Annotated in this window: 18 protein-coding genes; 8 read left to right on the top strand and 10 right to left on the bottom strand. The window is 55.3% G+C overall.

Translation table 11 applies throughout. From position 1 onward, the window contains the following. The first annotated feature begins 23 nt into the window (after nt 1-23). Nucleotides 24-1,394, top strand: a complete 1,371-nt coding sequence (locus IEW09_RS01395; protein WP_188552374.1) for an alkaline phosphatase family protein — start codon at nt 24-26, stop codon at nt 1,392-1,394. A gap of 24 nt (nt 1,395-1,418) precedes the next feature. On the opposite strand, the gene IEW09_RS01390 is transcribed toward IEW09_RS01395, so the two are convergent. Continuing rightward, the gene (locus tag IEW09_RS01390) at nt 1,419-2,327 is read right to left on the bottom strand and encodes a metallophosphoesterase family protein (RefSeq protein WP_229739002.1); all 909 of its coding nucleotides are present in this window, start codon (nt 2,325-2,327) and stop codon (nt 1,419-1,421) included. A gap of 68 nt (nt 2,328-2,395) precedes the next feature. Beyond that, nucleotides 2,396-5,785 (bottom strand): TonB-dependent receptor, encoded by a 3,390-nt coding sequence (locus IEW09_RS01385; RefSeq protein WP_188552372.1) that lies wholly within the window; start codon nt 5,783-5,785, stop codon nt 2,396-2,398. Nucleotides 5,786-6,278: 493 nt separating this feature from the next. Here IEW09_RS01385 and IEW09_RS01380 point away from each other — a divergent pair, with 493 nt between their 5' ends. Continuing rightward, on the top strand, nt 6,279-7,568 hold the full coding sequence (locus IEW09_RS01380; RefSeq protein ID WP_188552371.1) for a hypothetical protein: 1,290 nt from the start codon (nt 6,279-6,281) through the stop codon (nt 7,566-7,568). 114 nt (nt 7,569-7,682) lie between these two features. Here IEW09_RS01380 and IEW09_RS01375 read toward each other — a convergent pair whose 3' ends face one another. After that, entirely contained in the window at nt 7,683-8,456 is a 774-nt protein-coding gene (locus IEW09_RS01375) for a LytR/AlgR family response regulator transcription factor (RefSeq protein ID WP_188552370.1), read from the bottom strand. Further along, a complete protein-coding gene (locus IEW09_RS01370; protein ID WP_188552369.1) occupies nt 8,453-9,613 on the bottom strand; it encodes a sensor histidine kinase in 1,161 nt (386 codons plus the stop codon). The genes IEW09_RS01375 and IEW09_RS01370 overlap by 4 nt, the downstream gene beginning before the upstream one ends. 255 nt (nt 9,614-9,868) lie before the next feature. Here IEW09_RS01370 and IEW09_RS01365 point away from each other — a divergent pair, with 255 nt between their 5' ends. Together IEW09_RS01365 and IEW09_RS01360 are read left to right on the top strand one after the other, a co-directional pair. Then, on the top strand, nt 9,869-11,152 hold the full coding sequence (locus tag IEW09_RS01365; RefSeq protein ID WP_188552368.1) for an efflux RND transporter periplasmic adaptor subunit: 1,284 nt from the start codon (nt 9,869-9,871) through the stop codon (nt 11,150-11,152). Between the two features lie 37 nt (nt 11,153-11,189). After that, on the top strand, nt 11,190-14,276 hold the full coding sequence (locus IEW09_RS01360) for an efflux RND transporter permease subunit (RefSeq protein WP_188552367.1): 3,087 nt from the start codon (nt 11,190-11,192) through the stop codon (nt 14,274-14,276). A 165-nt stretch (nt 14,277-14,441) separates the two neighbouring features. Here the strand turns inward: IEW09_RS01360 and htpG are convergent, their stop codons facing one another. After that, nucleotides 14,442-16,313 (bottom strand): molecular chaperone HtpG, encoded by a 1,872-nt coding sequence (gene htpG / locus IEW09_RS01355; RefSeq protein WP_188552366.1) that lies wholly within the window; start codon nt 16,311-16,313, stop codon nt 14,442-14,444. A 52-nt stretch (nt 16,314-16,365) separates the two neighbouring features. Then, entirely contained in the window at nt 16,366-17,097 is a 732-nt protein-coding gene (locus IEW09_RS01350; RefSeq protein ID WP_188552365.1) for an SDR family oxidoreductase, read from the bottom strand. 42 nt (nt 17,098-17,139) lie between these two features. Here IEW09_RS01350 and IEW09_RS01345 point away from each other — a divergent pair, with 42 nt between their 5' ends. The 4 genes from IEW09_RS01345 to IEW09_RS01330 are packed head-to-tail and all read left to right on the top strand — an operon-like array spanning nt 17,140 to nt 19,475. After that, entirely contained in the window at nt 17,140-17,928 is a 789-nt protein-coding gene (locus IEW09_RS01345; RefSeq protein WP_188552364.1) for an ATP-binding cassette domain-containing protein, read from the top strand. Between the two features lie 47 nt (nt 17,929-17,975). After that, nucleotides 17,976-18,755, top strand: coding sequence for a sulfite exporter TauE/SafE family protein (locus IEW09_RS01340; protein ID WP_188552363.1), 780 nt, complete (start codon nt 17,976-17,978; stop codon nt 18,753-18,755). A gap of 1 nt (nt 18,756) precedes the next feature. After that, entirely contained in the window at nt 18,757-19,047 is a 291-nt protein-coding gene (locus tag IEW09_RS01335; RefSeq protein WP_188552362.1) for a SemiSWEET transporter, read from the top strand. Next, entirely contained in the window at nt 19,044-19,475 is a 432-nt protein-coding gene (locus IEW09_RS01330; protein WP_188552361.1) for a DUF971 domain-containing protein, read from the top strand. Before IEW09_RS01335 ends, IEW09_RS01330 begins: the two co-directional genes overlap by 4 nt. Here the strand turns inward: IEW09_RS01330 and IEW09_RS01325 are convergent. The 4 genes from IEW09_RS01325 to IEW09_RS01310 form a co-directional block, all read right to left on the bottom strand. After that, a complete protein-coding gene (locus IEW09_RS01325) occupies nt 19,384-19,920 on the bottom strand; it encodes an RrF2 family transcriptional regulator (RefSeq protein WP_188552360.1) in 537 nt (178 codons plus the stop codon). The genes IEW09_RS01330 and IEW09_RS01325 overlap by 92 nt on opposite strands. Nucleotides 19,921-19,941: 21 nt before the next feature. Next, complete coding sequence (gene hmpA / locus IEW09_RS01320) at nt 19,942-21,180, bottom strand: NO-inducible flavohemoprotein (protein ID WP_188552359.1); 1,239 nt, start codon at nt 21,178-21,180, stop codon at nt 19,942-19,944. A 116-nt stretch (nt 21,181-21,296) separates the two neighbouring features. After that, complete coding sequence (locus IEW09_RS01315) at nt 21,297-21,842, bottom strand: LOG family protein (protein WP_188552358.1); 546 nt, start codon at nt 21,840-21,842, stop codon at nt 21,297-21,299. Between the two features lie 109 nt (nt 21,843-21,951). After that, complete coding sequence (locus tag IEW09_RS01310) at nt 21,952-22,290, bottom strand: hypothetical protein (RefSeq protein WP_188552357.1); 339 nt, start codon at nt 22,288-22,290, stop codon at nt 21,952-21,954. Nucleotides 22,291-22,485: the final 195 nt, after the last annotated feature.

Raw genomic sequence — 22,485 nt, 5'->3', positions numbered from 1 at the left:
ACGTTTTTCTATAAGGATCAAGAATGTTTAAATCGCTCATTCACGAATCTCGCCCGTACTGTCGCTCTATCGCCTCCGCTGCCTTCGTCTTCGCTGGATGTCTCTCGATGCATGCACAGGTGCGCCGGCCGGTACTCATGATTTCGATTGACGCACTCAATCCACATTACGTACTCAAGGCAGGTGATCGCGCCGGGGAAATTCCATTTCTGCGCAGTCTTCTGACGAATGGGGTGTATGCAGAGAGTGTCCTCAATGTTGTTCCGACCATCACGAATCCGAACCACGTTACGCTGATCACGGGAACGTGGCCAGAACGGCACGGAATTTTTAACAACATGCTTCAGGATCCCATTGCTAATACCCAAGGTCTGCAGATGGAGTACGGCAATGCAATCCGCGTGCGGACGCTTTGGCAGGCGGCCAAAGCCGCTGGACTGACAACAGCGAGCGTGGATTGGCCGGTGAGCCTCGGTGCGTACGGCATCGACTACAACATCCCATCCATCACGCTACCGCAAGCTCCGGAGGCTCACTACCTGCTCGAAGCCGTATCGCGCCCTGATGGCTTCCTGGAACATGTGGAGAAGGAGATCGGAACCTATTCGCCGACTGAGGACGAGGATAACTTCACAACGCACGCCGCACAGACGATCATCCGCGAGCAGCGGCCTTATTTCTTCACGGTCCATTTATCCGGCCTGGACGAAGCGCAACACCGTAGCGGTCCTGATACGCCCGATGCTTACCAGGCATTGGCGAGGATCGATGGGCTTGTTCATCAGCTTGTCGACGATGAGCGCAAGGTCTACCCGGATGCCGACATCGTCATCGTATCTGACCACGGTTTCTTCCCTGTCTCCCACGTTCTCAATCTAAACTCAGAATTCGTGCGACATGGGTTGATCACCATCTCGCAGACACCCTCGGAGCACATTGCATCCTGGAAGGCGTTCACCTGGACAGGCGGCGGAAGCGCTGTGATCCTGCTTCATGACTCGTCTGACACGGCAACGCGCGACAAGGTGGCAAATATTCTTGCTGACCTGCAAAAGAATCCCGCTAATGGGATTGCTCGCGTTCTGTCAAAGAAAGAAGCAGCGTCCTTCGGTGGCACACCACAGGCGGAATTTCTCATTGACTGCAGGCCGGGTTTCTATATTGGCCGAGGCCTCACTACGCCATTAATTACTAGCGCCAAGCAGAAGGGTACGCATGGCTTTCTGCCAACGCATCCTGAGTTACAGTCAGCCTTCTTCATGTTGGGACCAGGCGTAATAAGAGGCAAGAATCTTGGTGTAGTGGATATGCGGCAGATTGCACCCACAGTAGCAAAAGAGCTTAATGCCAATCTCCCAGAGGCGGAAGAACCACCGCTTTCCATTCGAAATTAATCGTGTTCTTACTCCCTGAAAATCTCAGGAGCGGAGGTTCCCGTGATATGGCTTACTATAGTGCGTTGACCACTCGACCAGGTCGGCATTGATGAATCGCCATGTCTGGCTGTGGGTATCAACTTCCATCAACATATATGCATTCGGGTCATATCGCGTTGCAGCCATGACATAGTGTGGAGGCCCAAAGGTGTGGGCGAAATCAACCCACTTATGCCAATGTCCTGTAACAACAAGTTGAATGGTCTCTCGATATCTCTGCAGGAGCGGATGCAGTCCATAATCTTTCATTTCTATTGGAGCGCACTGCCAAAGAGGAAAATGAGTAAAGACAAAGGTTGGCTTGTGTTCCCGCAGTTGGCTCTCAAACCAATTAAGTTGTTCTTCGCCAAATGAACCCATATCCAGGTCATAGTCTTTGGAAGTGGGCGACCAGGTATTGCCCAGAGCATTATTAAGGTGAATGAACTTCCATCCCTTGTGATCGACTGCATAGTAAGGCCTGAGCTGAAATTTTTCTGCAAATAGCCTGTGGCTCATCTCACGAGATATGTCAGGAACAGAATAATCGTGGTTCCCAAAGCCAACATGTACTGGCATCGCGAAACCATCTGTCAGATCTTTGGCGTAGTCCAGTCTGGTCTTGTTCCGAAAATAAAAGTCGTAGTCCTTCGATGGATAATCATGAAAGTAGTCGCCCACCAGGAAGACCCGCTCGATCTTCGGATGAAGGCTATTGATCAGCTCGCGCGCTGAAGTTAGTCTCTCCGCTGTGTGAAAGATGCTCTCCGTATCTTCGGGGCTATTTTCAGGCCCTTTATAGAACGGATCGATAATGTGTGTATCTGCGAGAACGGCAAAGTAAAAATACCGCCCGGTAGAGACAACCTGTGTCTCGCTAGCCCAAAGTTGTTGGGTCAATGCGGCGCCCATAGCTGCTGCGCCAAGCGAACTGAATTGACGTCGATTCATATACAGATTGCCTCTGCCGGAAGTAGTTGTTAGAAAACGAAACGAGCCACGATCTGCGCGACACGGCCGCCGCGATCCGCATTAAGAACTCCGAAGTTAGAGTTCCCAAGCCAGAACCCAGTGGGACTCGTCGTACCGCTGTCGACCAGGAAGTTCGTAGTATTGGTGGCGTTGAAGGCCTCCAGCCGGAGTTGCAGTTTTGCGCTATCGGTGAACGACACCTGCTTGGCGAGCGAGGCGTCGAACTGACGATGAGCTGGTCCGACGACGGAATTTCGGCGGGAATTGCCGACCGTGCCGTTTGCTGCGAACTGAAACGCATTGACGTTGAACCAATGTACCGCGGTGTTTGTCGGATCAACCTTTCGCGGTCCTTTATTCGGGTTTTGTCCAGGAACGACGTCGGGGCGCTGCCTGCAGGTGCCGCAGAAACTTCCCAGACCATTGTTGGCGCTATCGAAGTTTTGATTGACGGTGTACCAGTTACCACTCTCTACGGTGAGGATTCCTCCCAGTTGCCAACCTCCGATGAACGCATCCGCCATCCGGTTGATATTGCTGCCGAAGGTCTTGCCGTGGCCGAACGGTAGTTCATAGTGGAACGCTGTCACCCATCGATTTGTGATGTTCCAGTCTGAATTGCCTCTCTGGGCATTTTGATTCCAGGGATAATTACCGCGCCCGTTGTTGCCGACGCTTAAGCCAGAGTTGGTGATGTTGTCGATATCGTGAGCCCAGGTATAAGAGCTGATCATCGATAGGCCGTTCCTCATGTGGCTCTGGAACTTGAGGCCGAGAGCATTGTAGGTGCCCATGCCGTCGTTAGATGGCCCTTGAATCGCCGCTCCAGGCTGAAGATTGCCGTTCGCGTCGACGTCCGGAAAGGGTTGCCGTTGTGCGTATGGAACAGAGTTGTTGAGGGCAATGGCGGGAATGTTCCAGTCCATCGTCGTATACATTGCGGTGGTCTTTGACCCCATATACGCAATATCCAACGAAGTGTTTTCTGAGAGCTGCTGCTGAATCGTCGTATTCCACTGACCGAAATAGGGCGTTCGCAGATTGAGTTGAGTTGCGAACAGTGTGGTGCCAGTCGGGTTTGTCAATGCTGAGGAGGGGAAGCCAGTATCCATGGTCACCGGATTGAGCGTACCTGTGGAACTGTTGGCTGGTGCATAGGTGGCCTGTGCCAGGAACGGAGTTGAGAATCCGGGGCTGGGTTCGCCGAAAGGTCCGAGCTGCTCCGGTCCAAAGAACAGCCCATAGCCTGCGCTGAATACCGTTGTCGGGGTCACGAGGTAACTAAATCCAACACGTGGAGCGAAGTCGTGGCGATCTGGCTGAACGCCGAAATAACGGTTGGCATTGTTGTTCACCGTGAAGATTCCTGCGTTGATCTGACGCTGCGTCGAGTCAGGGAAAGCGCCCGTGTAATGGTCGAGATTAAGAACCCTGGTGTTGGGGTCGAGGATTGCACCATGATTATGTTGCTCCCAGACGGGGGTGACATAGTCCCACCGAAGTCCCATATTGAGAGTCAGCTTGGCTGTAGCTTTATACGTATCCTGCACAAACAGAGAATAGGCACGGCGCTGATAATCATTCGTATGAATGGCTGAAAGTCGCGACTGGTTCGGCAGATCCAGAAGGAAATCTGCGAAGGGATTGCCGACAGATGTTCCACCACCAGTGTAGTGACCGTCGAAGTCGAATTCGCCATTTGGGGCAAAGGAGCTAGCGGCACTCAAAAAGGCGATACGACGATATGTTCCACCCATTTTGAGCGCGTGTCGTCCTTTCATCCAGGTCACTGTATCTGAGACCTGGTAGGTGCCATTGAGGTCCTGCTCAGAGTAGGAACCGCCAAAACTGCTAAGACCGTTGCTAAAAGTGATGGAAGCGAGGCCGCCTGCAAGACCGCCTTGGACCGGCACCCCACCGATACCTACTTGCTCGTTTACATTTGTTGAATTGGCTGGGGAGTTCAACCAGTTGAGTCGTGTCCAGCCGAATCGTGCATCGTTAATTAAGTTGGCGCTGAGGGTGTGGATCCAATTTCCAACCACGCCCTGAGCATCGGCAGTGTTATTGTCGTCGCCTGTGAGGATCGTTCCCGCGAAGAGTCCCACCTGGGGCTGGTTCTGGTGTTGATACTGATAACGACCGAAGATCGTGTCTCGTTGGGTGAGCTGATGGTCGATGCGTACAGCAACGCGGTTATCGTCCGTATTCTGTGCGCCGCTGTGAAGATAATTGTTCGCCCCTGACAGATTTGGAGTCGGGATGGCAGCGGCAATCTTCGAGGCAATCGTGCTGATACGGTTTGTCGGAATCTTGTTGCCAGGGAAGGGCTTCCCCGTTGTGGGATCGTAGATGGTCGCGTCGCTGCTGAAATCTCCGGAGGCCTCTGCCGGCGTAGGTATCAGTCCTTTGTTGACGGCTCCTGGAGAACGGTACGGCTGCATCTCGAAGTCGGCAAAGAAGAATGTTTTGTCATGGCCGTTGTAGACCTTCGGTATCCAAACAGGCCCTCCCAGAGAAGCGCCGAAGATGTTCTTCTTATAGTCCGGCTTTGCAATCTTCAGTGCGTTGTTGAAGAAGTCATTGGTGTTTAGGGAACTGTTCTGAAGATACTCGTAAGCGGAGCCGTGAAAGTGATTTGAGCCCGCTTTTGTAATGACATTGATGACGGCTCCGCCATCCCTGCCGAACTCGGCGGAGTAGGAGTTGGTCTGGACTCTGAATTCGGCGATAGCGTCAAGGGAAGGTTCGATGGCCCATGTCCGGCCCTCGTTCACGTTCTGGTCGTAGCTGTTGTTGTCAGTTCCATCAAGGATGTAGTTGTTCTGATATTGACTAACACCGTTGGCAGAAAATCCGGTTCCACTGTCACGAGGCCCGGAAGGAGTTGTCATATTGACGCCGATGGTGAGTGGCGCAAGGTGGTTAAAGCTGCGATCAATGACCGGCAGGTTGTCTTTTAGAACAGCGTCGATCGTCTGGCCGACAGAGGTATCTTCCGTCTGCAATATAGGTAGCTGGGTCGTCACAACCGTCTCTTCTGCAACATTTCCAACCGCAAGAATGATGGGAACCCGCGTGTTCTGTTGAAGCTGAACCGTAACATGCGAGACGATCGTCCGGGAGAAGCCCTGTTTTTCGACAATGATCTGGTAGTCGCCGACAGGAAGCGGAGTAACAAGTACCGAACCAAGAGAGTTGGTCATAACGTTGAAGTGGGCGCTTGTGCCGTTGTTTGTGACAGCAATGTGCGCGTTAGGCAGCATTGCCGCTCCGGGGTCAGTCACCGTAACGACAATTCCTCCAGAGTCCTGCTGAGCCTGGGCAGCGGTACATATAAATAGGATCACTATTGCCAGCCATGATCCTCGATGACGATTGAACTTTCTGGTGGGCACTGGTCTATCTCCTCTAAAGTTGAACCTTTTGTCTTCCATTCAGATTGGCGCACTGCCCCATTGCCGACTCGAATAGGCGTAACTTCCTATTCATATTTCGCACCTAAAATCGGACTATTCGCGGGATCAGGTACCAGTGAATGAAGCAATACTAGGAGAAGGTTTCCTGCTTGAAAGGTGCATTAACCGTTGAAACCTGTAAACCAGGTGTTAAATGGTGAAGTCATTGATTTCAAAAGAGACAATGCATGGTAAAGCAAGCGATTGTATCCGCTGCAGCAAAGGAACCGAGGGTTTATAAACGGTTTATTCCATGTTTAGAGCTACCCCTGCCGGCGCAGTATTGCTCTCTCGGTCACAGAGAGGGCATCAAGATGCCGATCGGTTCGATTGAAGCGGGGTGTTTATGAGTGTTGCAGCGGAGAGCTCTCAAAGAAGGGAGCCCAGCGAATCCGATCCCACGGTGCCTCTATCCGAGATTGACTGTCGGGATTTGATTCGACGCATTGCAACGAGTGAACACTTCTCGAAGTCGGAGTTCCTGCCAAAATTTCTGTTGTATATCTGCGATCGCGAACTTCGAGGGATGACTGAGGCAATCACGGAGCAGCAAATTGGCGTCCAGGTGTTCAATCGTCCTGCCGATTACAATCCTGGCGACGACAATATCGTCCGCAACTATGCTGGACAGCTTCGAAAGCGCCTCGACTTATACTTTGCACGTGAAGGAGCAAATGAACGAATAAGGATCAAGATTCCGCGCGGAGGCTATGTTCCGGTCTTTCAAATGGCAGGGCTTCCCACCTCGGCCATCCATTCGCAGTCGCGGGCTCCGACCAGTCCAGAGGAGTCCAGGCAGAGAGAAACATCTGATCCAACTACAGAAGGAGGGGTCGTCGTTTCTGCTCTACCATCTCCTCGAACCCCGGATTGGAGGATGTTCCTGTTGGGAGCCGGGGGCTGTGTCTTACTATTTTGTGCGATGCTATTGCTGTTCAATCGCATCCGCGCGCTTTTTCCAAGTGCGCAACCGGCCACCCGTCCACTTTGGTCGGAGATATTCTCAAGAGACCAGGACACATTTATCGTTCCAGCAGACAGCGGTCTGGGTATATTGCAGAACCTCTCCAAACAACCAGCAACTCTCGCTGATTATGTGAGCGGAAAATATCTCTCTGAAGTAAATATCAAGGGTATCGATCTGGCGAACGTTGAGGATTTGCGTACTCAAAAATATAGCAGCATAGCTGATATCGATATCATTACAAAGTTGAGCCGTCTACCCGAAGTAGTCCCGGATCGTTTTGTTGTTCGATTCGCCCGCGACCTGCGAATGGATGATCTGCGAGATGGCAATGCCATTTTGCTGGGAGCAATTCACACTGATCCCTGGATCTATCTGCTCCAAAAGCAGCTCAATTTCCAATTCGTTTGCGAATCAAATGTTAACCATTGCTCCATCCTCAACTCACACCCCGCAAAAGGTGAGCGGTCGGTATATGAGAATGAATCGCAGCAACTATCGCATCAAACTTTTGGAGTGGTCGCATTTATTCCGAACCTGAACCGAACCGGACGAATACTACTCATTGAGGGGTTGAACATGGCTGCAACCCAAGCTGCTGCGGATACGATTCTGGACGAAGCCAGCATGCGTCCAATTATTCAGCGGGCTACCCTGCCGAATGGAACTGTCGGTCCCTTCGAAATCTTGATTGAGACGACAAGTCTTGATGCAGCACCGCTTCCGTCCCGGATTATTGCAACTCGATTTAGCCATTGATTCTCGAAACGCCGACGCATACTTGTATGACTCTGGGTTACGCTGATGCTGCTGAGAAATAACTGAATTGAAGTGGTGACAACACGGTGACGCGCACTGCTGTAGGAAGGGAGATCAGCTGCGTGTAACGACAAGCAGTTGCTGCCACCCGGCCCTGCTCATTTTTAGCCGTTGTCCGTTCGTCAAACTTACGAAGCCTTCGCTGCGTCCCTCGCGAAAGATTTCCTGGACTCTATCGACATTCACGATGATGGAGCGGTGGATACGCACGAACTTCTCGGGATCGAGGATTTCCGCGAGTTGTTTGATCGTCTCTCGCAGCATGAGGTTCTTAGACCCGACATGCAGACAACAGTAGTAGTCCGCGGCCTCGATCCATTCGATTTCGTCGACGTTGACGAAAGAATCTCTTCTGCCGCCGGGTATGAGCAGCCGTCTAGGATAGTCTCTTCTTGCTTTGGCGCCATTCCCAAGGCTTTGCAGAGCGGACTTCAGTTGCTCTTGATTAGACAGCGCGGCACTCGACGCAAGACGCTCCTTTACTCGTGCCAGAGTTGCCTGCAAGCGCTCTGGTTCAACCGGCTTGGTTAGGTAATCCAGCGCCTGGACCTCGAATGCCTTGACCGCGTGTTGATTGTGCGCCGTCACAAAGACTGTAACCGGCATGTGCGCGAGGCCGACCTGCTCGATAACTTCGAACCCTCCTCTGCCCGGCATCTGAATGTCGAGAAAAAGCACATCAATCCGCCGCTCCTTGAGTGCCGTGACGACTTCTCTTCCGTTTCGGCACTCGCCGACGACACAGATTTCTTCGTCGCTGGACAAAAGAAACCTCAGGCGCTCACGCGCCAGCGGCTCGTCGTCGGCGATGATGGTTGTTAGCTTCATCTTAGGCAGCGTTCGTAGGGGATAGAGATAGCTACCTCGAATCCTCCGGATTCTACGGGCTGCGCTTTCATCGAGTAACCGTCGCGATAGAAATGCGCAAGTCTGTCTCGCGTGTTATTGAGGCCAATACCGTGGCCATTTTGCGGCGACATCCTAAGACCGCTTCCTGAGTCGCGCACGCGGAGCAGCAATATAGCCCCATCGCGCCGCGCCGAGGCCTCCACCACTCCTTCGCTCTCACAGTTCGCAATCCCATGCCGGATGGCGTTCTCGACGATTGGCTGAAGCAGAAAACACGGGACGAGCCCGTCCAGGGCGCCCGGCTCTACTTTGATCTCGATGCGAAGACGATCGGCAAAGCGGACCTGTTCAATGGCGAGATAGTTTTCCATCATCTCCAACTCTTGTGAGAGCGGAACCTTCTCCGGAGTTGTTCTCTGCAGCGTGCTTCGCAGCATTGCGTTAAGGTGAGAGAGCGTCGCCAACGCTTCCTTTTGCCTTCCAAACTCTACCAGCGTGGTAATCGCATTCAGCGTATTGAAGAGGAAATGCGGCTCCAGCTGCATTTGCAACGCGCGTAGATGCGCGGCGGAGAGTTGCTTTCGCAACTCCATCGATTTCAGGGCATCTTGCTGCGCGCGAATCTGGAACTGAACGATGCCAATGATGCCGAAGAGAAAACCGTAGAGCAATACTTCTATGCCAAAGCGATTGATGTTGAGCAGGCTCGTCCATATCGAGAGCGCAGATGCATGCGCTCGCCAAGCTGAGTTCGTGAACCCGACGCTTCCCAACAGCAGCAGATGGACAATGCCGAGCGCCGAACCCGCAAACAGCTGAATTGAAATTGTCTTCAACGAGAAGTTTGAAGCAAACGGCAGCCGCGTGCTCAGCTTCCACATTCCGCTTGCAATGCAGCCCCACCAAAGCCAAAGCACTGCTCCATAAAGCAGCGAAGGAAGGTAAGTGATCGAATGGCATTCGGCGGCAGTGGTGAGACCGAGAAAAGTAGCCGCGGAAAAGATCACTGCGTGACCATTAAGACGCAGGCCTGTAAGCAGGCCGGCATCTACTTCCATGTCAGTGCTGTTCCCGCTGAACGGCGTCGTGATCGCATCGTTGCTGGGCATTGCCAGCGATAAGTCTGGTGCGTTCATATGCTTCCTTCCATCTGCCTTTCGTGCCTCGACAGGAATTTCGATGCTTCCAGAATCGTACTCCGGGGGTGCCATCGCCAGATCTTTGCAGGGAAGAGCGTCTTTTCTGCAGCAAGAATGCTAAATGCCAGCCGTGGTTCGAGTAGTTTGCGTCGGCTGCTTATTTTCAGGCCCTCGCTGCATTTAGATCCACTTCGGCTGCATGTCGATGGCTGCGCGCGAAAAAGACGCAGATGCTGACCCTGAGGTGTTGCGATGGTGAAGCTCCGCGGAATTTTGCCGTTTTTCCCATTGGCATGGCTCGCAGCACTGTTCTGTCTTCCATTGACATCCTGCACTCGCGTGGCGGCCAAGACAAACACTACGGCAACCGAGGCCATACCGGTTCGCGCTGTCCGTGCAGTTCGAGAAGACGTTCCTCTGGAAATTGAGGCCGTCGGTAATGTCGAAGCGATTGACAGCGTCGATGTGAAGTCGCGCATTGCAGGGCAGATCAATCGCGTCGCCTTCGCGGAAGGACAGAGCGTAAGCAAGGGCCAGCTTCTGTTCAGTATTGATCGCGAGACGCTTGAACGTCAGATGGGGGAAGAGCAGGCCAATCTGGAACGCGATGCCGCGATGGAGCAGCAGGCGCGTGCCGTGGTCGCGCGGGATGCGGCGGCAGAAAAACAGAGTCAGTCGGAGGCCGATGTCGCACGGCAACTCGGAACGCTGGGAGTGATCTCCAGACAGCGCGTAAGCCAGCTGATTACCACCAGCGACACATCTCAAGCGGCCCTGCACGCCGATCAGTCAGCAGTCGAGGCTGCTGCCGGTTCCACCAAGGCCGACCGCGCGCGCCTTGCCGAGACCCAGCTGCAACTTCGCTTCACCGATGTCGTCGCTCCCATCAGCGGGCGGGCTGGAGCGGTAATGGTGAAGGCGGGCAACATGGTGCGAGACAACGATACCACTCTCGTGACTCTACGGCAGTTGGCTCCTATCTACATCACCTTCGGGATTCCCGAGCAGAGTTTGGCCGAGGTTCGGCGTCTCAATGCGGCAGGACAGCTTACGGTGGACGCAAGCACTGACTCGACCAACGTCAGCGGCTCCGAAAGCGCCGATGGCCTGGTGAGGGGTGGTCATCTCGTGTTCATCGATAACACTGTAGATGCAACCACTGGCACGATCAGACTCAAAGCTATTTTTCCGAATACCAACAATGCACTCTGGCCAGGCGAGTTCGTTAACGTGCGCCTGCAACTAGGCATGGAAACCGGCAGAACGGTGGTCCCGGAGTCTTCAGTTCAGGATAGCCTGGACGGCAAATACGTCTGGCTAATCCAGTCCGGCTCGGCTTCCACTGCGTCCGTCACCGTCCTGCGCACTTACAGGCCGTCAAGCGGCCCCGAACAAGCAATCATCGGCAGCGGCATCAAGTCCGGCGACATGGTGGTGACTGAGGGGCAGCTCCGGCTAACAGATGGTGTGACCGTCACGCTCCTGAGTACGCCGGGCACTAAGCTATCCCACTCAAACCCGACTCTCACCCCGTGAGGGCATATGTCGCCAATGTAACGCAAGGTGCTAGTCTATGCGCTTTACCGATTTTTTCATCCATCGCGCGACCACTACCACGCTGCTGATCGCGGCCATCGCCGGCTTCGGGATTTTGAGTTATTGGTCGCTGCCCGTCAGTAACCTGCCCGAGGTCGAGTATCCGACCATCCGCGTCCAGGCCGAGCTTCCCGGCGCGAATCCCGACGCCATGGGATCGACGGTTGCTACTCCGCTTGAGAGCGAGTTCTCAACCATCCCCGGCATCGAGCACATGACCTCCACCAGCCAGTTGGGCGAAACCAATATTACATTGCAATTCGACCTGAACCGAGGTGTGGATGCGGCTGCGCAGGATGTCCAGGCCGCGATCTCGCGTGCTGCCGGCACGCTGCCGGCCAGCATGCCCTCTCCGCCTTCCTATTCGAAAGTGAATCCGGCACAAAACCCCATTCTGTGGCTCGAAATGTCCTCGAAGACTATTGCGCTTGACGATTTCGAAAAATACGCCAACCAGGTCTTCGCCAAGCGCGTCTCCATGGTGAGCGGGGTCTCCCAGGTCGAGGTGTATGGTCCCGAAGCACCTGCAATTCGGGTGCAGGCCGACCCGGCAAGACTGGCAGCTTACGGGCTCGATCTAGAGCAGCTTCGTACAGCGCTGACTAGCAACAGCGCCAACCTGCCATCGGGCACATTATATGGCGACAACAAAGACTTCTCGCTGCAGGCCAATAGCCAGCTCAGCTCAGCCGGGGAATATTCCCAAATGGTTGTTGCCTATCGCGACGGCTCTCCCATCCGTCTCAATCAGGTTGCCAACGTCTTCAATAGTTCAAGGAATGACAGAAGCCGATTCTGGATCAATGGGCGACGAAGCATTATCTTGGCAGTGCGCAAACAACCGGGCGCCAATACGATTGAAGTCGCCGACAAAGTAAAAGCGGTCATCCTGTCGCTGCGTAACTCCATGCCTCCTGGAGTCTCCTTCGGAAAAGTCGCCGACGATGCCGACCTGGTTCGCGATTCTATCTCTGAGGTCAACCGTACCCTTATCATCACAATCGGTCTCGTGGTGCTGGTCATATTTTTATTTTTGGGGACGGTCTCTTCAACAATCATCGCCAGCGCAACCATTCCTGTATCGATCCTCGGATCGTTCCTTGTGATGCGGTTGCTCGGCTATTCCGTAGATATGTTTTCGATGATGGCGATCACTCTCTCGGTGGGCTTCATTGTCGACGATGCCATTGTCATGATCGAGAACATTGTGCGTCATCGCGAGATGGGCAAGATACCTATGCAAGCTGCGCTCGACGGCGCCAATGAGGTTGGCTTCACAATTATTTCGATGACACTCTCGCTGGTCGCAGTCTTTCTGCCCATCGTCTTTCTCAACGGAGTTCTAGGGCGTTTGCTCCGCGAGTTCGCAGTGACGATCTCCGTATCGATATTGCTCTCCGGTCTTACTGCCCTGACACTCACACCGATGCTTTGTAGTCGCTTCCTCAGCTCGCGGGAGACAATGTCTAATTGGTTCCAGCAGCATACAGAAAGCTTCTATGCGAATGTGCAGGAGGCTTATCGTCGTTCGCTCGATACCGTTTTGCGTCATAGGCGATCGACCATTCTCGTCAGTATCGCCATGACCGCCCTCACCTTGTATCTCTTCTTCATCGTACCCAAGAGCTTTCTGCCCGCGGTAGATGTCCCGAACTTTCAGGGGACCCTGGAAGCTGCTCAGGACAATTCCTTCAACCGCATGGTTGCTTATGGCGAGGAAGTAAACAAAATTTTGGCGACAGTTCCAGGGATGCAAAGCAATCTGTCGGGTGTCGGATCGCAAAATGTCGGATGGTTCTGGGTCAATCTCGTTTCAGACAAACGCAGGCCAAATGTTAAAACGATCATTGCCGATCTGCAGAAACGGCTGGACAAAATCCCCGGACTCAATGTCTATATGCGTCCCGGTGACTACGTCGACCTAGGCCAAAATGAAGGCCGTTCGCAATACTCGGCTTCGATTGAGAGTCCCGACGCAGAAGAGTTGTACCGCTGGGCGCCGCTTCTGAAGGCAAAGATGCAGGCCCTTCCGGAATTGGTGCACGTCTCGAGCGACTTGCAGATGAGCGCCCCGCGGGTGAACGTCGACATCCGCCGTGATCTCGCTATGTCGCTCGATGTCGACCCAGAAAAGATTGCCAATACCCTTTACGATGCCTACGGAAACCGGCGCGCCAATACGATCACGTTGTCTTCTGAACGCTATGACGTGATTCTGGAGGTCGAGCGACAGTATCAACGAGATCCTGCAGCGCTGGCCGACTTGTACATCCGATCAAACAGCGGGCGGCTGGTACCGCTCGCTGCGGTTACAACGCTTACCCAGACAGTTGCGCCATTAACTGTTAACCACATAGGCCAATTTCCCGCAGTTACTTTTGATTTCGATCTCAAGCCTGGAGTCTCACTCAGCGCCGCAACCGAGATTGTTCGCAGAGCTGCCGAAGAGATCGGGATGCCGGCGACGATCAGCTTCGCGTTTCAAGGTACTGCAGCGCAGTTCCAGAGCTCGCTCAAAGGTCTCGGAGTTCTGCTGGTGATTGCGGTCCTTGTGATCTATCTGGTCCTTGGAGTGCTCTACGAGAGCTTCATCCATCCAATCACGATCTTGTCCGGCCTGCCATCGGCGGCTATTGGCGCTCTGCTAATTCTGCTGGCATGCGGCGAAGACCTGAACCTCTACTCATTCCTGGGCGTGATTCTGCTGATTGGCATTGTGAAGAAGAACGCAATCATGATCGTAGATTTTGCGCTCGATGCCGAACGTAACTCTGGTCTTAGCCCCGCGGCCGCCATCTATCAGGGTTGCCTGCAACGCTTTCGTCCGATCATGATGACCACCATGGCCGCGCTTCTTGGTGCACTTCCGATCGTCTTCGGAAGAGGTGTAAGCGGCGAAGCGCGCCGCCCCCTTGGCATAGCGGTCGTCGGAGGGCTCCTGCTTTCGCAATCGCTGACCCTCTACATTACGCCTGTTATCTACCTCTACCTTCATCGTTTTCAACAAAGGCGCACCAATCACGCCGAGAGCGAGATTTCCTTGCTGAGAACCGGGGTTACATAATCGGGCAGGGCAGGAGAATCGACGGAAGCGCATTTCGCGGTACTGAAACGCGGACAGAGAGTCCGGGAACTCCCCATCTAACCATTGCGCCTGGGATCTTGACTTCCCACGCGGAATAGAAGGGGCTGCGTGTGTGCGCAGCCCCTTCTTTAGTCTTGCTTATTTTTATATCGATAGATTCAGGACACGGTTGAGGCGCTGGACGAAGGCGGCGGGGTCCTGCAAGGTAACGCCTTCCATCAGCAGTGCCTGATCGAAGAGCATCCACGCTGCATCCTGTGTGACTGCGTCGTCGGAACGCGCAAGCAGCTTCTTGACGATCTCGTGATCAGGGTTGATCTCGAGCGTGGGCTTGGGTGCAGGGATGTCTTTCTGCCCCATGGCACGCAGCATCTGCTGCATCTGCAGCGAGGGGTCATCCTCGTCGGAGACGATGCAGGAGGGGCTGTCGGCGAGACGCACAGAGGCGCGCACATCTTTGACGCGGTCTCCGAGTGTGGCCTTCAGCTTGTCGAGTAGAGGCTTCAATGCTTCGGCTTTATCTGTCTCGGGTTCAGCTTCGTCCTTCAGGTCATCGCCGGTCGATGCCTTGTTAACGGCCTTGAGGTCGATGTCGCCGTACTTGTCGACACCGGAGAAGACGATCTCATCGACATCGTCGTCGAGGATGAGAACTTCGAGGTCTTTCTTCTTGTAGATCTCGAGCAGAGGCGATGTCCGCAGCAAGGATTCGGAGCCGCCGGTGATGTAGTAGATGCTCTTCTGACCTTCCTTCATGCGCGACTTGATCTCAGCGAGGCTGGTGAGGCCATCTGCCTTGGTTGTCTTGAAGCGAATGAGGTCGAGCAGCGTCTCGCGGTTGGCGTAGTCGCTGTAGAGGCCTTCTTTGAGCGGACGGTTGTACTGGGTGATGAACTCCAGATACTTTTCGGGCTGAGAGGATGCGACGTTCTTCAGTTCGGAGAGGATCTTTTTGACGCTGGCGGTACGGATGCTGGTGAGCACGCGGTTCTGCTGGAGAATCTCGCGGCTGACGTTGAGAGGGAGGTCTTCGCTGTCGATGATGCCGCGAACGAAGCGCAGATACTGGGGGAGAAGCTCCCGGGCATCGTCCATGATGAAGACGCGCTTTACATAGAGCTTTACGCCGACCTTGTATTCGGCCTGGTAGAGATCGAGCGGGGCCTTTGCAGGGATGTAGAAGAGCGTAGTGTAGTCCAGTGTTCCTTCTGCGCGGGTGTGGAACCAGAAGAGTGGGTCCTGCGAATCGCCGGAGATGGATTTGTACAGCTCTTTGTAATCCTCGTCGGTGAGCTCGTTTTTGGGGCGACGCCAGAGGGCGCTGGCGGCGTTGACCTGCTCGGTGGTACGGACCTTCTCCGACTTCTTTTCGGCTTCGTTCCACTCGCTCTTGTCGTAGGTCAGGAAGATGGGGAAGGCGATGTGGTTGGAGTACTTCTTGACGATCTCCCGCAGACGCCAGCTATTGGCGTATTGCTTGCCTTCTTCGTTGAAGTGAAGAAGGATCGTGGTGCCAGCGACGGAGCGCTCGGCGGGTTCGATCTCGAAGCCGGTCTTGCCGTCGCTCACCCAGCGCCAGGCCTGCTCTTCACCTGCCTTGCGGGAGACGACTTCGATGCGGTCGGCGACCATGAAGGCGCTGTAGAAGCCTACGCCGAACTGGCCGATGAGATTGGAGTCTTTCTTTGCGTCGCCGGAGAGCTGGGCGAGGAAGTTCTTCGTTCCAGAGCGGGCGATGGTGCCGAGGTGGGAGACGAGGTCTTCCTCGTTCATGCCGATGCCGGTGTCGGCGATGGTGAGGGTGCCTTTTTCTTCATCGAGCTCGAGGTCGATACGAGGAGTGAAAGGGAGCGCTTTGTAGGTGTCGTCGACAAGTGTCAGGTGGCGCAGCTTATCAAGCGCATCGGAGGAGTTGGAGATGAGCTCGCGGAGGAATATCTCTGGATGCGAGTAGAGAGAGTGGATGATGAGCTGGAGGAGTTGACTGACTTCGGTCTGAAATTCACGCTTCGACATGACTTGATTATAAAAAATAGAAACGAGAAAAATTTGCCGCTCGTTGGCGAAATCAGCCCATGTGGCGGACGGTCATCTGCGGGATGCGCAGGTTGGGGGGCTGGAGGCAGGCGAAGACGATGGCTTCGGCGACTTCGTGCGGCTCCATCATGTGCGAGCTACGAACGTAGTCTTCGGTGCGGCCGTGGCCTACGGCAAACTCGGTTTTCATGCCTCCGGGGCAGATGACTCCTACCTTGATGCCGTGTTTGCGAAGCTCGGCGTCGAGCGACTGCGCGAAGCCTACCTGAGCGAATTTGCTGGCAGAGTAGACGGCTTCGCCAGCGACACCCTGTAAACCGGAGACGGACGAGATGAAGAGGATTGTGCCTTGCTTCTGCTCGATCATGTGCGGGACCGCGTGGCGGGAGAAGAGGAAGCCTGACCTTACATTGGCATTCATCAGGGCGTCGTACTCCTCGGCTGAGGTGTCGATGAGGTTCTTGTAGTTTCCTGCTCCGGCGTTGTTGATGAGGATATCGAGGTGGCCGAAGGTAGCGACGGCGAGCGCGATGGTTTGTTGCGCGGTGGCTTCTGCGGCGGCGTCTCCGGCAAAGAAGACGGCCTTTGTGCCGGTAGACTCGATCTCTGCGCAGAGCTGGCGGAGGCGCTCTTCGCGGCGGGCGGTAACGACGATGTTCGCTCCATGGTGGGCAAGCGCCACCGCAGTTGCCCAGCCCAGCCCGGAGCTGGCTCCCGTAACGAGGGCGGTTTTTCCGGCGAGGGAGATGGGGGATATCGTCATTGCGCTGAGCACGCTCCTGAATTTCGATGCTACCATCCGGCTATGTCGACGGATGCTGCGGTGCTGGTGGAGGCGCGAGGGCTGGTGAAAGAGTATGCGCGTGGTGGCGACTCGGTGCGCGTGGTCGACGATGTCTCGCTTGCGATTCACCGGGGCGAGACGATGGGGCTGGTTGGTGAGTCCGGTTCAGGCAAGAGCACGGTGGCGAGAATGTTGCTGCGCCTGATTGAGACTACGGCGGGGAGCATCGAGTACGACGGCGTGGATCTGCTTGCGGCCGGAGCCCATGAGCTGCGGGCGATGCGACGGCGGATGCAGATCGTCTTTCAGGACCCTTATGCTGCACTGAATCCGCGCATGACCGTCAGGCAAATTTTGGCAGAGCCATTCGCGATCCATGGCGAGCAGGCGTCTGCTTCGACGGAGCATTTGGCAGAGATGTTGCACCAGGTCGGGCTGGATGCTTCTGTGCTCGAACGGTATCCGCACGAGTTCAGCGGTGGACAGCGGCAGCGCGTCAATATTGCGCGTGCGTTGGCGCTGCGGCCTGAGTTTCTGGTGCTGGACGAGCCGGTCAGCGCGCTGGATGTTTCGGTGGGGGCGCAGGTAGTGAACCTGCTGCGCGAGTTGCAGAGAAAGTATGGGCTCACTTATCTGTTCATCTCGCATTCGATGCCGCTGGTGCGGTATCTGTGCGACCGGGTTGCGGTGATGCAGCGAGGACGGCTGGTGGAATATGGGGACTGCGAGCAGGTCTGCGAGTCTCCGCGGCACGAGTACACCCGCGGGCTGATTGCAGCTACGCCGGAGATACCCGTCTTTGTTGAGTAACGACTTCGCCGAGCGGAGACATAGCCAGCAAATACAATTGAAGATGGATGCTCTCCGGTTTTAGCTCGCATTGGCACTATCTGTGGCTGGTCACAGCCTCGTCGATCGCTGGCGTCATGAATGCGATGGCGGGCGGCGGCTCGTTTTTGTCGTTTCCGGCGATGCTGTCGATGGGAGTGCTGCCGGTTCAGGCGAATGCGACGAACACGGTGGCTCTGTGGCCGGGGCAGTTGACCTCGCTGGCGACGTTGAAGTCGGATGTACGCAAAGACTTGCTGCCGGTTGTCGTGCTCGCTTCAGTTCTTGGAGGGTTGACCGGCGCAGAGGTCTTGTTGAGGACGCGGCAGGTCACGTTTCTCTATCTCATTCCGTGGCTGTTGTTGATGGGAGCGGTGATCTTCGGTATCAGCGGGCCGGTATCGCGCTGGCTGCGCGCACGCTCTGCAGTGCCTCATGCGGAACGCCCTCCGCAGTACCTGCTGTTGTTTTGCTCGTTGTTTCCGATCTGCTTCTACATCGGATACTTCGGCGCCGGTGGCGGATTTCTGGTGATGACCGTGTTGGCTTTGTTTGGGGTAGAGGAGATGCACTCCCTCAATGCCATGAAGATCGTAGCCGCCTGTCTGTCGAACTTTGTGGCCATTATCACCTTTATCGTGCGTGGAGCGGTGCTGTGGCACTATTGCCTGATCTCGATGGTGTTTGCCGCCATGGGAGGGTATATCGGCGCTCGCTATGCGCGGCGCATGAACCCCGAGGTTCTGCGTATGATCGTGGTAATCACAGGATGCGTTATTTCGGCCTATTTCTTCTGGAGGCAGCACTAAAATGCAGCAGAATACCATCGACTTTATCGGCTACGTTGCAGCTACGTGCACCACGCTATCGTTTCTGCCGCAGTTGATCCGCGTGGTGCGGCTGCGCTCGGCACGTGAGATCTCGCTGGGTATGTTCCTGATCTTCTCGGTAGGAACGGCGTTGTGGCTGGCATACGGTGTGCTGGTACATTCCAAGCCGGTGATCGTAGCCAATGCCGTGACATTTGTGCTCGCGATGAGCATCCTGATGTTTAAGCTGCGCTTCGATCGCGACGCACTGAAGGAGGTAAAAGGGGTATGAGCCACGAAGGAATTCGGATTGTGAGTGCGGACGAGGCCCTGCGTGAGGCGGCTGAAGAAAAACAATTGCACGCGGACGCCGTCACTCCGAAAAAAGTGCGCGTGATGAAGACCGAGGGAACGGGCGTCGAGATCGACTGGAAGGATGGTCACCACAGCGCCTGGAACTTTGTGTGGCTGCGCAATGCCTGCCCCTGCGCGACCTGTCACGAAGAGCGCGAAAAGAGCGGGCGTAAGCCGGGTGTGGCCAAGCCCAAGGCACAGGTGCTGCTCGCGATGTACGAAGCGCCTGCGCGGCCGATCGAAGTGACTCCAGTAGGCAAGTATGCGTTGAAATTTAAGTGGAACGACGGGCACGAGTCCGGGATTTACTCGTGGGATTACCTGCGGCGCGTTTGCCAGTGCGCGGAGTGCGCGGCGAAGGGCTGACGCTCTTGACCTGTGGCTTGAGGTAGACCAGCTTTTGCAGACGCGGTGTGCGTGCGACTGCGGCGAGCGAGTATTCGTCGAGCTTGTCGAGGAAGGCGGCGTAGGCGCTATCGAGCGCGCCCTTAAGCAGACAGGCTCCGGCAAGGGGGCAGGGCTGCGAGTGGCAGTCGACGACGGAGTCTCCCGGTTCGACGACGCGCAGAATTTCGCCGACCGAGATCGACTCGGCGGCGCGCGCCAGGCGCAATCCTCCGCCTGCTCCTTTGGTGGTGATGAGAAAGCCCTGCTGTCCTAGTTGATACGCCACCTTCACCAGATGGTCGTAGGGAACGTTAAACATAACAGCCGCGGCGCGGACGGTGACCGTGGCCTGCATCGGCTCGGGGCGGCTGCTGAGGTACATCAGCAGCCGCAGGGCCAGGTCGGAAAAACGGTTGATGTGCATGAAAAAAGCAGCTCCGATAGTTTAGGCGTTCGCCAGCTCCGTCACGAAAGACGGATCAGGAGCGAATGCTTCACTATAACGGTCGGAGAGCGGAACGTTCAGCTCATCGAGAACGTTTTCGACGGCTGCCATGAAGCCAACGGGGCCACAGTAGTAGTAATCCGTTGCCTGCTCAAAAAGATGTGGGCGAAGTGAGTCGATCGTGATACGGCCTTCAAGATCGTAGTCACGGCCCTGCACGTCGGCAGGCGAGACCTTCTCGTAGTAGACCAGAGCGCGGGTATGGGGATAGGCAGCGGCAAGCGCGCGAACCTCGTCGCGGAAGGCATGATGCCTGCGCTGCGTGGTGGCATGAACAAAGAGTACAGGGCGCGAGTTGGAGTTGCGTGCAAGGTGCTCGGCCATGCAGATGGCCGGAGTGATGCCGACGCCTCCACTGAGTAGCACGACTGGCTTGCTGTTGTCGCGCAGGACGAAGTCGCCTTGCGGCACATGCGCCAGGATGGTGTCGCCCTCGTGTACCGATCGGTGAAGATGATTGGAGATGAGCCCGTTCTCCGCTGCCGCAATGTGCGGCGGTGCGGATTCGCGCTTGACGCTGATGCGGTAAGTGGTGCCGTTGGCAGCCTGCGAGAGACTGTACTGGCGGGTCTGCGTGAAGGCGGAGTCGGGAACCTGCGCTTTGACAGCAAGATACTGTCCCGGCAGAAACGAAGGCAGCGGCGCGCCTGTGGGCGATGCAAGATGGAACGACGTGATGGTCTCGCTCTCCACTACCTTGCGCTCGACCCTGAGCGGAGCGTATCCGGCCCATCCGCCGGGCTGCTCGCGGCCTTCGGTGTAGAGCTTCTGCTCCACGCCGGTCATGATCTCCGCGAGCTGGCCATACGCTGCGCCCCAGGCGTCGATCACTGCAGGCGTAGCCGCCTCGCCAAGCACGGTGCGGATGGCGCGCAGCAGATGGTCGCCGACGATGGGATAGTGTTCGGGCTGCACTTCGAGGCTGGCATGTTTGTGCGTGATGCGATTGACCATGCCGCCAAGCTGATCGAGCTTATCGATGTGGGCCGCATAGGCAAGAATGGAGGCCGCGAGGCTGCGCGCCTGGCCGCCGTTCTGCTGGTTTGCGGGATTGAAGATGTTGAAGAGCGAGGGATTTTCCTCGAAGAGCGTGCGGTAGAACTCCGTGGTAATCGTCTCGCCATGCTGCTGAAGAACGGGGACGGTAGCCTGAACGATTTCCTTGTGTTGTTGGAGCATAAATTTTTCTCCCTTTTAAATATGTATTTCAAATACATATTTATCTTCGAGATATAGCTCATTAAACGCAAGGAATAGGCGATAACCGCGCGCATTGAGGAAATTTATAGAGTCTATTATTCGATGTTCAGGGCAACGAGCGCTTCTTCGACACTGTTGGCGACGAGTAGGATCTGGTGGCTCTTCTGCTTCAGCATTCCCTCAGCGACAGCGTGGTCGAGAAAGCTCAGCAGCTGGTTGTAGAAACCGTTGATATTCAACAGGACGATCGGCTTGTTGTGCAGCTTGAGTGTTTGCCAGGCAAGCACTTCAAACATCTCTTCGAGTGTTCCAAAGCCGCCGGGCATGATAATGAACGCATCGGATTTCTCGCCCATCAGCGCTTTGCGCGTGTGCATGGTGTCAACGACGTGTAATTCGGTGACGCCGTGGTGCGCTACTTCGAGATCGACGAGCACCTCGGGAATGACGCCAACGACGCGTCCTCCATGTGTCAACGCAGATTCTGCAACAGCGCACATGAGACCTACCTTGGCTCCACCATAGATGACACCGATATCGTGCGCGGCCAGAGCTTCGCCCAGATCGTCGGCAGCTTTTTGATAGGCAGGGTCGGCACCGCTGGCTGAGGCACAGAAGACGGCAATATTGTGGATGGACATGCTTCCAGCATATCGTCCGCAAGCGAGCGAACGATAAATTACAAAGGCTGGAGTGATGAGGAAGGGCAGGGAAAGGCTACCTGCCCTGATGAAAATACCATGAAGAAAATTAGTTAAGGGTAACGGTCGAACCGTCGAACCCGGTTGAAACTTCAAGCACAAGGGTTCCGGCGGGGTGAGTAGCGGATGCCGAGTTGGTGACGATTCGTGTGCCGGCAGCCAGGTCGAGGCGAATGGTCTCGCCCGCCTTCAGCGTTACGATTTTATCGCCGGCCTTAAGTTCCATCGGTGAAGAGGAACCGTTGTGAAGCTGAAACTTCACTGTCTTCGATCGAGCGAACATGGCGTTGGCTGGAGCGATGATGTTGATCGGTGAAGCATACACAGCCTGCGATGCAACCAAGCAAGCTAAGGCGATCGGCGCGACAAAAAGTGAACGGCGAATCATAAGGACACTCCTGTTGATACGTCTGGATACGTTGGTGTGGCGATGTTTGAGAGACGAGGCCGCCCGTACGCGCGAGGAGCGCGGTTTAGCGTTAGCATGCGGAGAACTTCTCGCAGGCCGGACGTTTTAAGGCAAAGTACGAGTTAAGGCAAAGTACGAGCTACGCCCATCAGGATTGGGGTTTCGGAGACGCGG

This window comes from Edaphobacter dinghuensis (assembly GCF_014640335.1).
Classification (GTDB): Bacteria; Acidobacteriota; Terriglobia; order Terriglobales; family Acidobacteriaceae; genus Edaphobacter; species Edaphobacter dinghuensis.
The sequence above is the reverse complement of the archived record's forward strand: the minus strand, read 5'-3'. Positions and strand labels throughout refer to the sequence as shown.

Excerpts from the sequence above, each read along its gene's own strand:
- IEW09_RS01395 (WP_188552374.1), top strand. The coding sequence starts at position 24 with ATGTTTAAATCGCTCATTCACGAATCTCGCCCGTACTGTCGCTCTATC.
- IEW09_RS01390 (WP_229739002.1), bottom strand. The coding sequence starts at position 2,327 with ATGGGCGCCGCATTGACCCAACAACTTTGGGCTAGCGAGACACAGGTT.
- IEW09_RS01375 (WP_188552370.1), bottom strand. The coding sequence starts at position 8,456 with ATGAAGCTAACAACCATCATCGCCGACGACGAGCCGCTGGCGCGTGAG.
- IEW09_RS01370 (WP_188552369.1), bottom strand. The coding sequence starts at position 9,613 with ATGAACGCACCAGACTTATCGCTGGCAATGCCCAGCAACGATGCGATC.
- IEW09_RS01365 (WP_188552368.1), top strand. The coding sequence starts at position 9,869 with ATGGTGAAGCTCCGCGGAATTTTGCCGTTTTTCCCATTGGCATGGCTC.
- IEW09_RS01360 (WP_188552367.1), top strand. The coding sequence starts at position 11,190 with ATGCGCTTTACCGATTTTTTCATCCATCGCGCGACCACTACCACGCTG.
- htpG (WP_188552366.1), bottom strand. The coding sequence starts at position 16,313 with ATGTCGAAGCGTGAATTTCAGACCGAAGTCAGTCAACTCCTCCAGCTC.
- IEW09_RS01350 (WP_188552365.1), bottom strand. The coding sequence starts at position 17,097 with ATGACGATATCCCCCATCTCCCTCGCCGGAAAAACCGCCCTCGTTACG.
- IEW09_RS01345 (WP_188552364.1), top strand. The coding sequence starts at position 17,140 with ATGTCGACGGATGCTGCGGTGCTGGTGGAGGCGCGAGGGCTGGTGAAA.
- IEW09_RS01340 (WP_188552363.1), top strand. The coding sequence starts at position 17,976 with ATGCTCTCCGGTTTTAGCTCGCATTGGCACTATCTGTGGCTGGTCACA.
- IEW09_RS01335 (WP_188552362.1), top strand. The coding sequence starts at position 18,757 with ATGCAGCAGAATACCATCGACTTTATCGGCTACGTTGCAGCTACGTGC.
- IEW09_RS01330 (WP_188552361.1), top strand. The coding sequence starts at position 19,044 with ATGAGCCACGAAGGAATTCGGATTGTGAGTGCGGACGAGGCCCTGCGT.
- IEW09_RS01325 (WP_188552360.1), bottom strand. The coding sequence starts at position 19,920 with ATGCACATCAACCGTTTTTCCGACCTGGCCCTGCGGCTGCTGATGTAC.
- hmpA (WP_188552359.1), bottom strand. The coding sequence starts at position 21,180 with ATGCTCCAACAACACAAGGAAATCGTTCAGGCTACCGTCCCCGTTCTT.
- IEW09_RS01315 (WP_188552358.1), bottom strand. The coding sequence starts at position 21,842 with ATGTCCATCCACAATATTGCCGTCTTCTGTGCCTCAGCCAGCGGTGCC.
- IEW09_RS01310 (WP_188552357.1), bottom strand. The coding sequence starts at position 22,290 with ATGATTCGCCGTTCACTTTTTGTCGCGCCGATCGCCTTAGCTTGCTTG.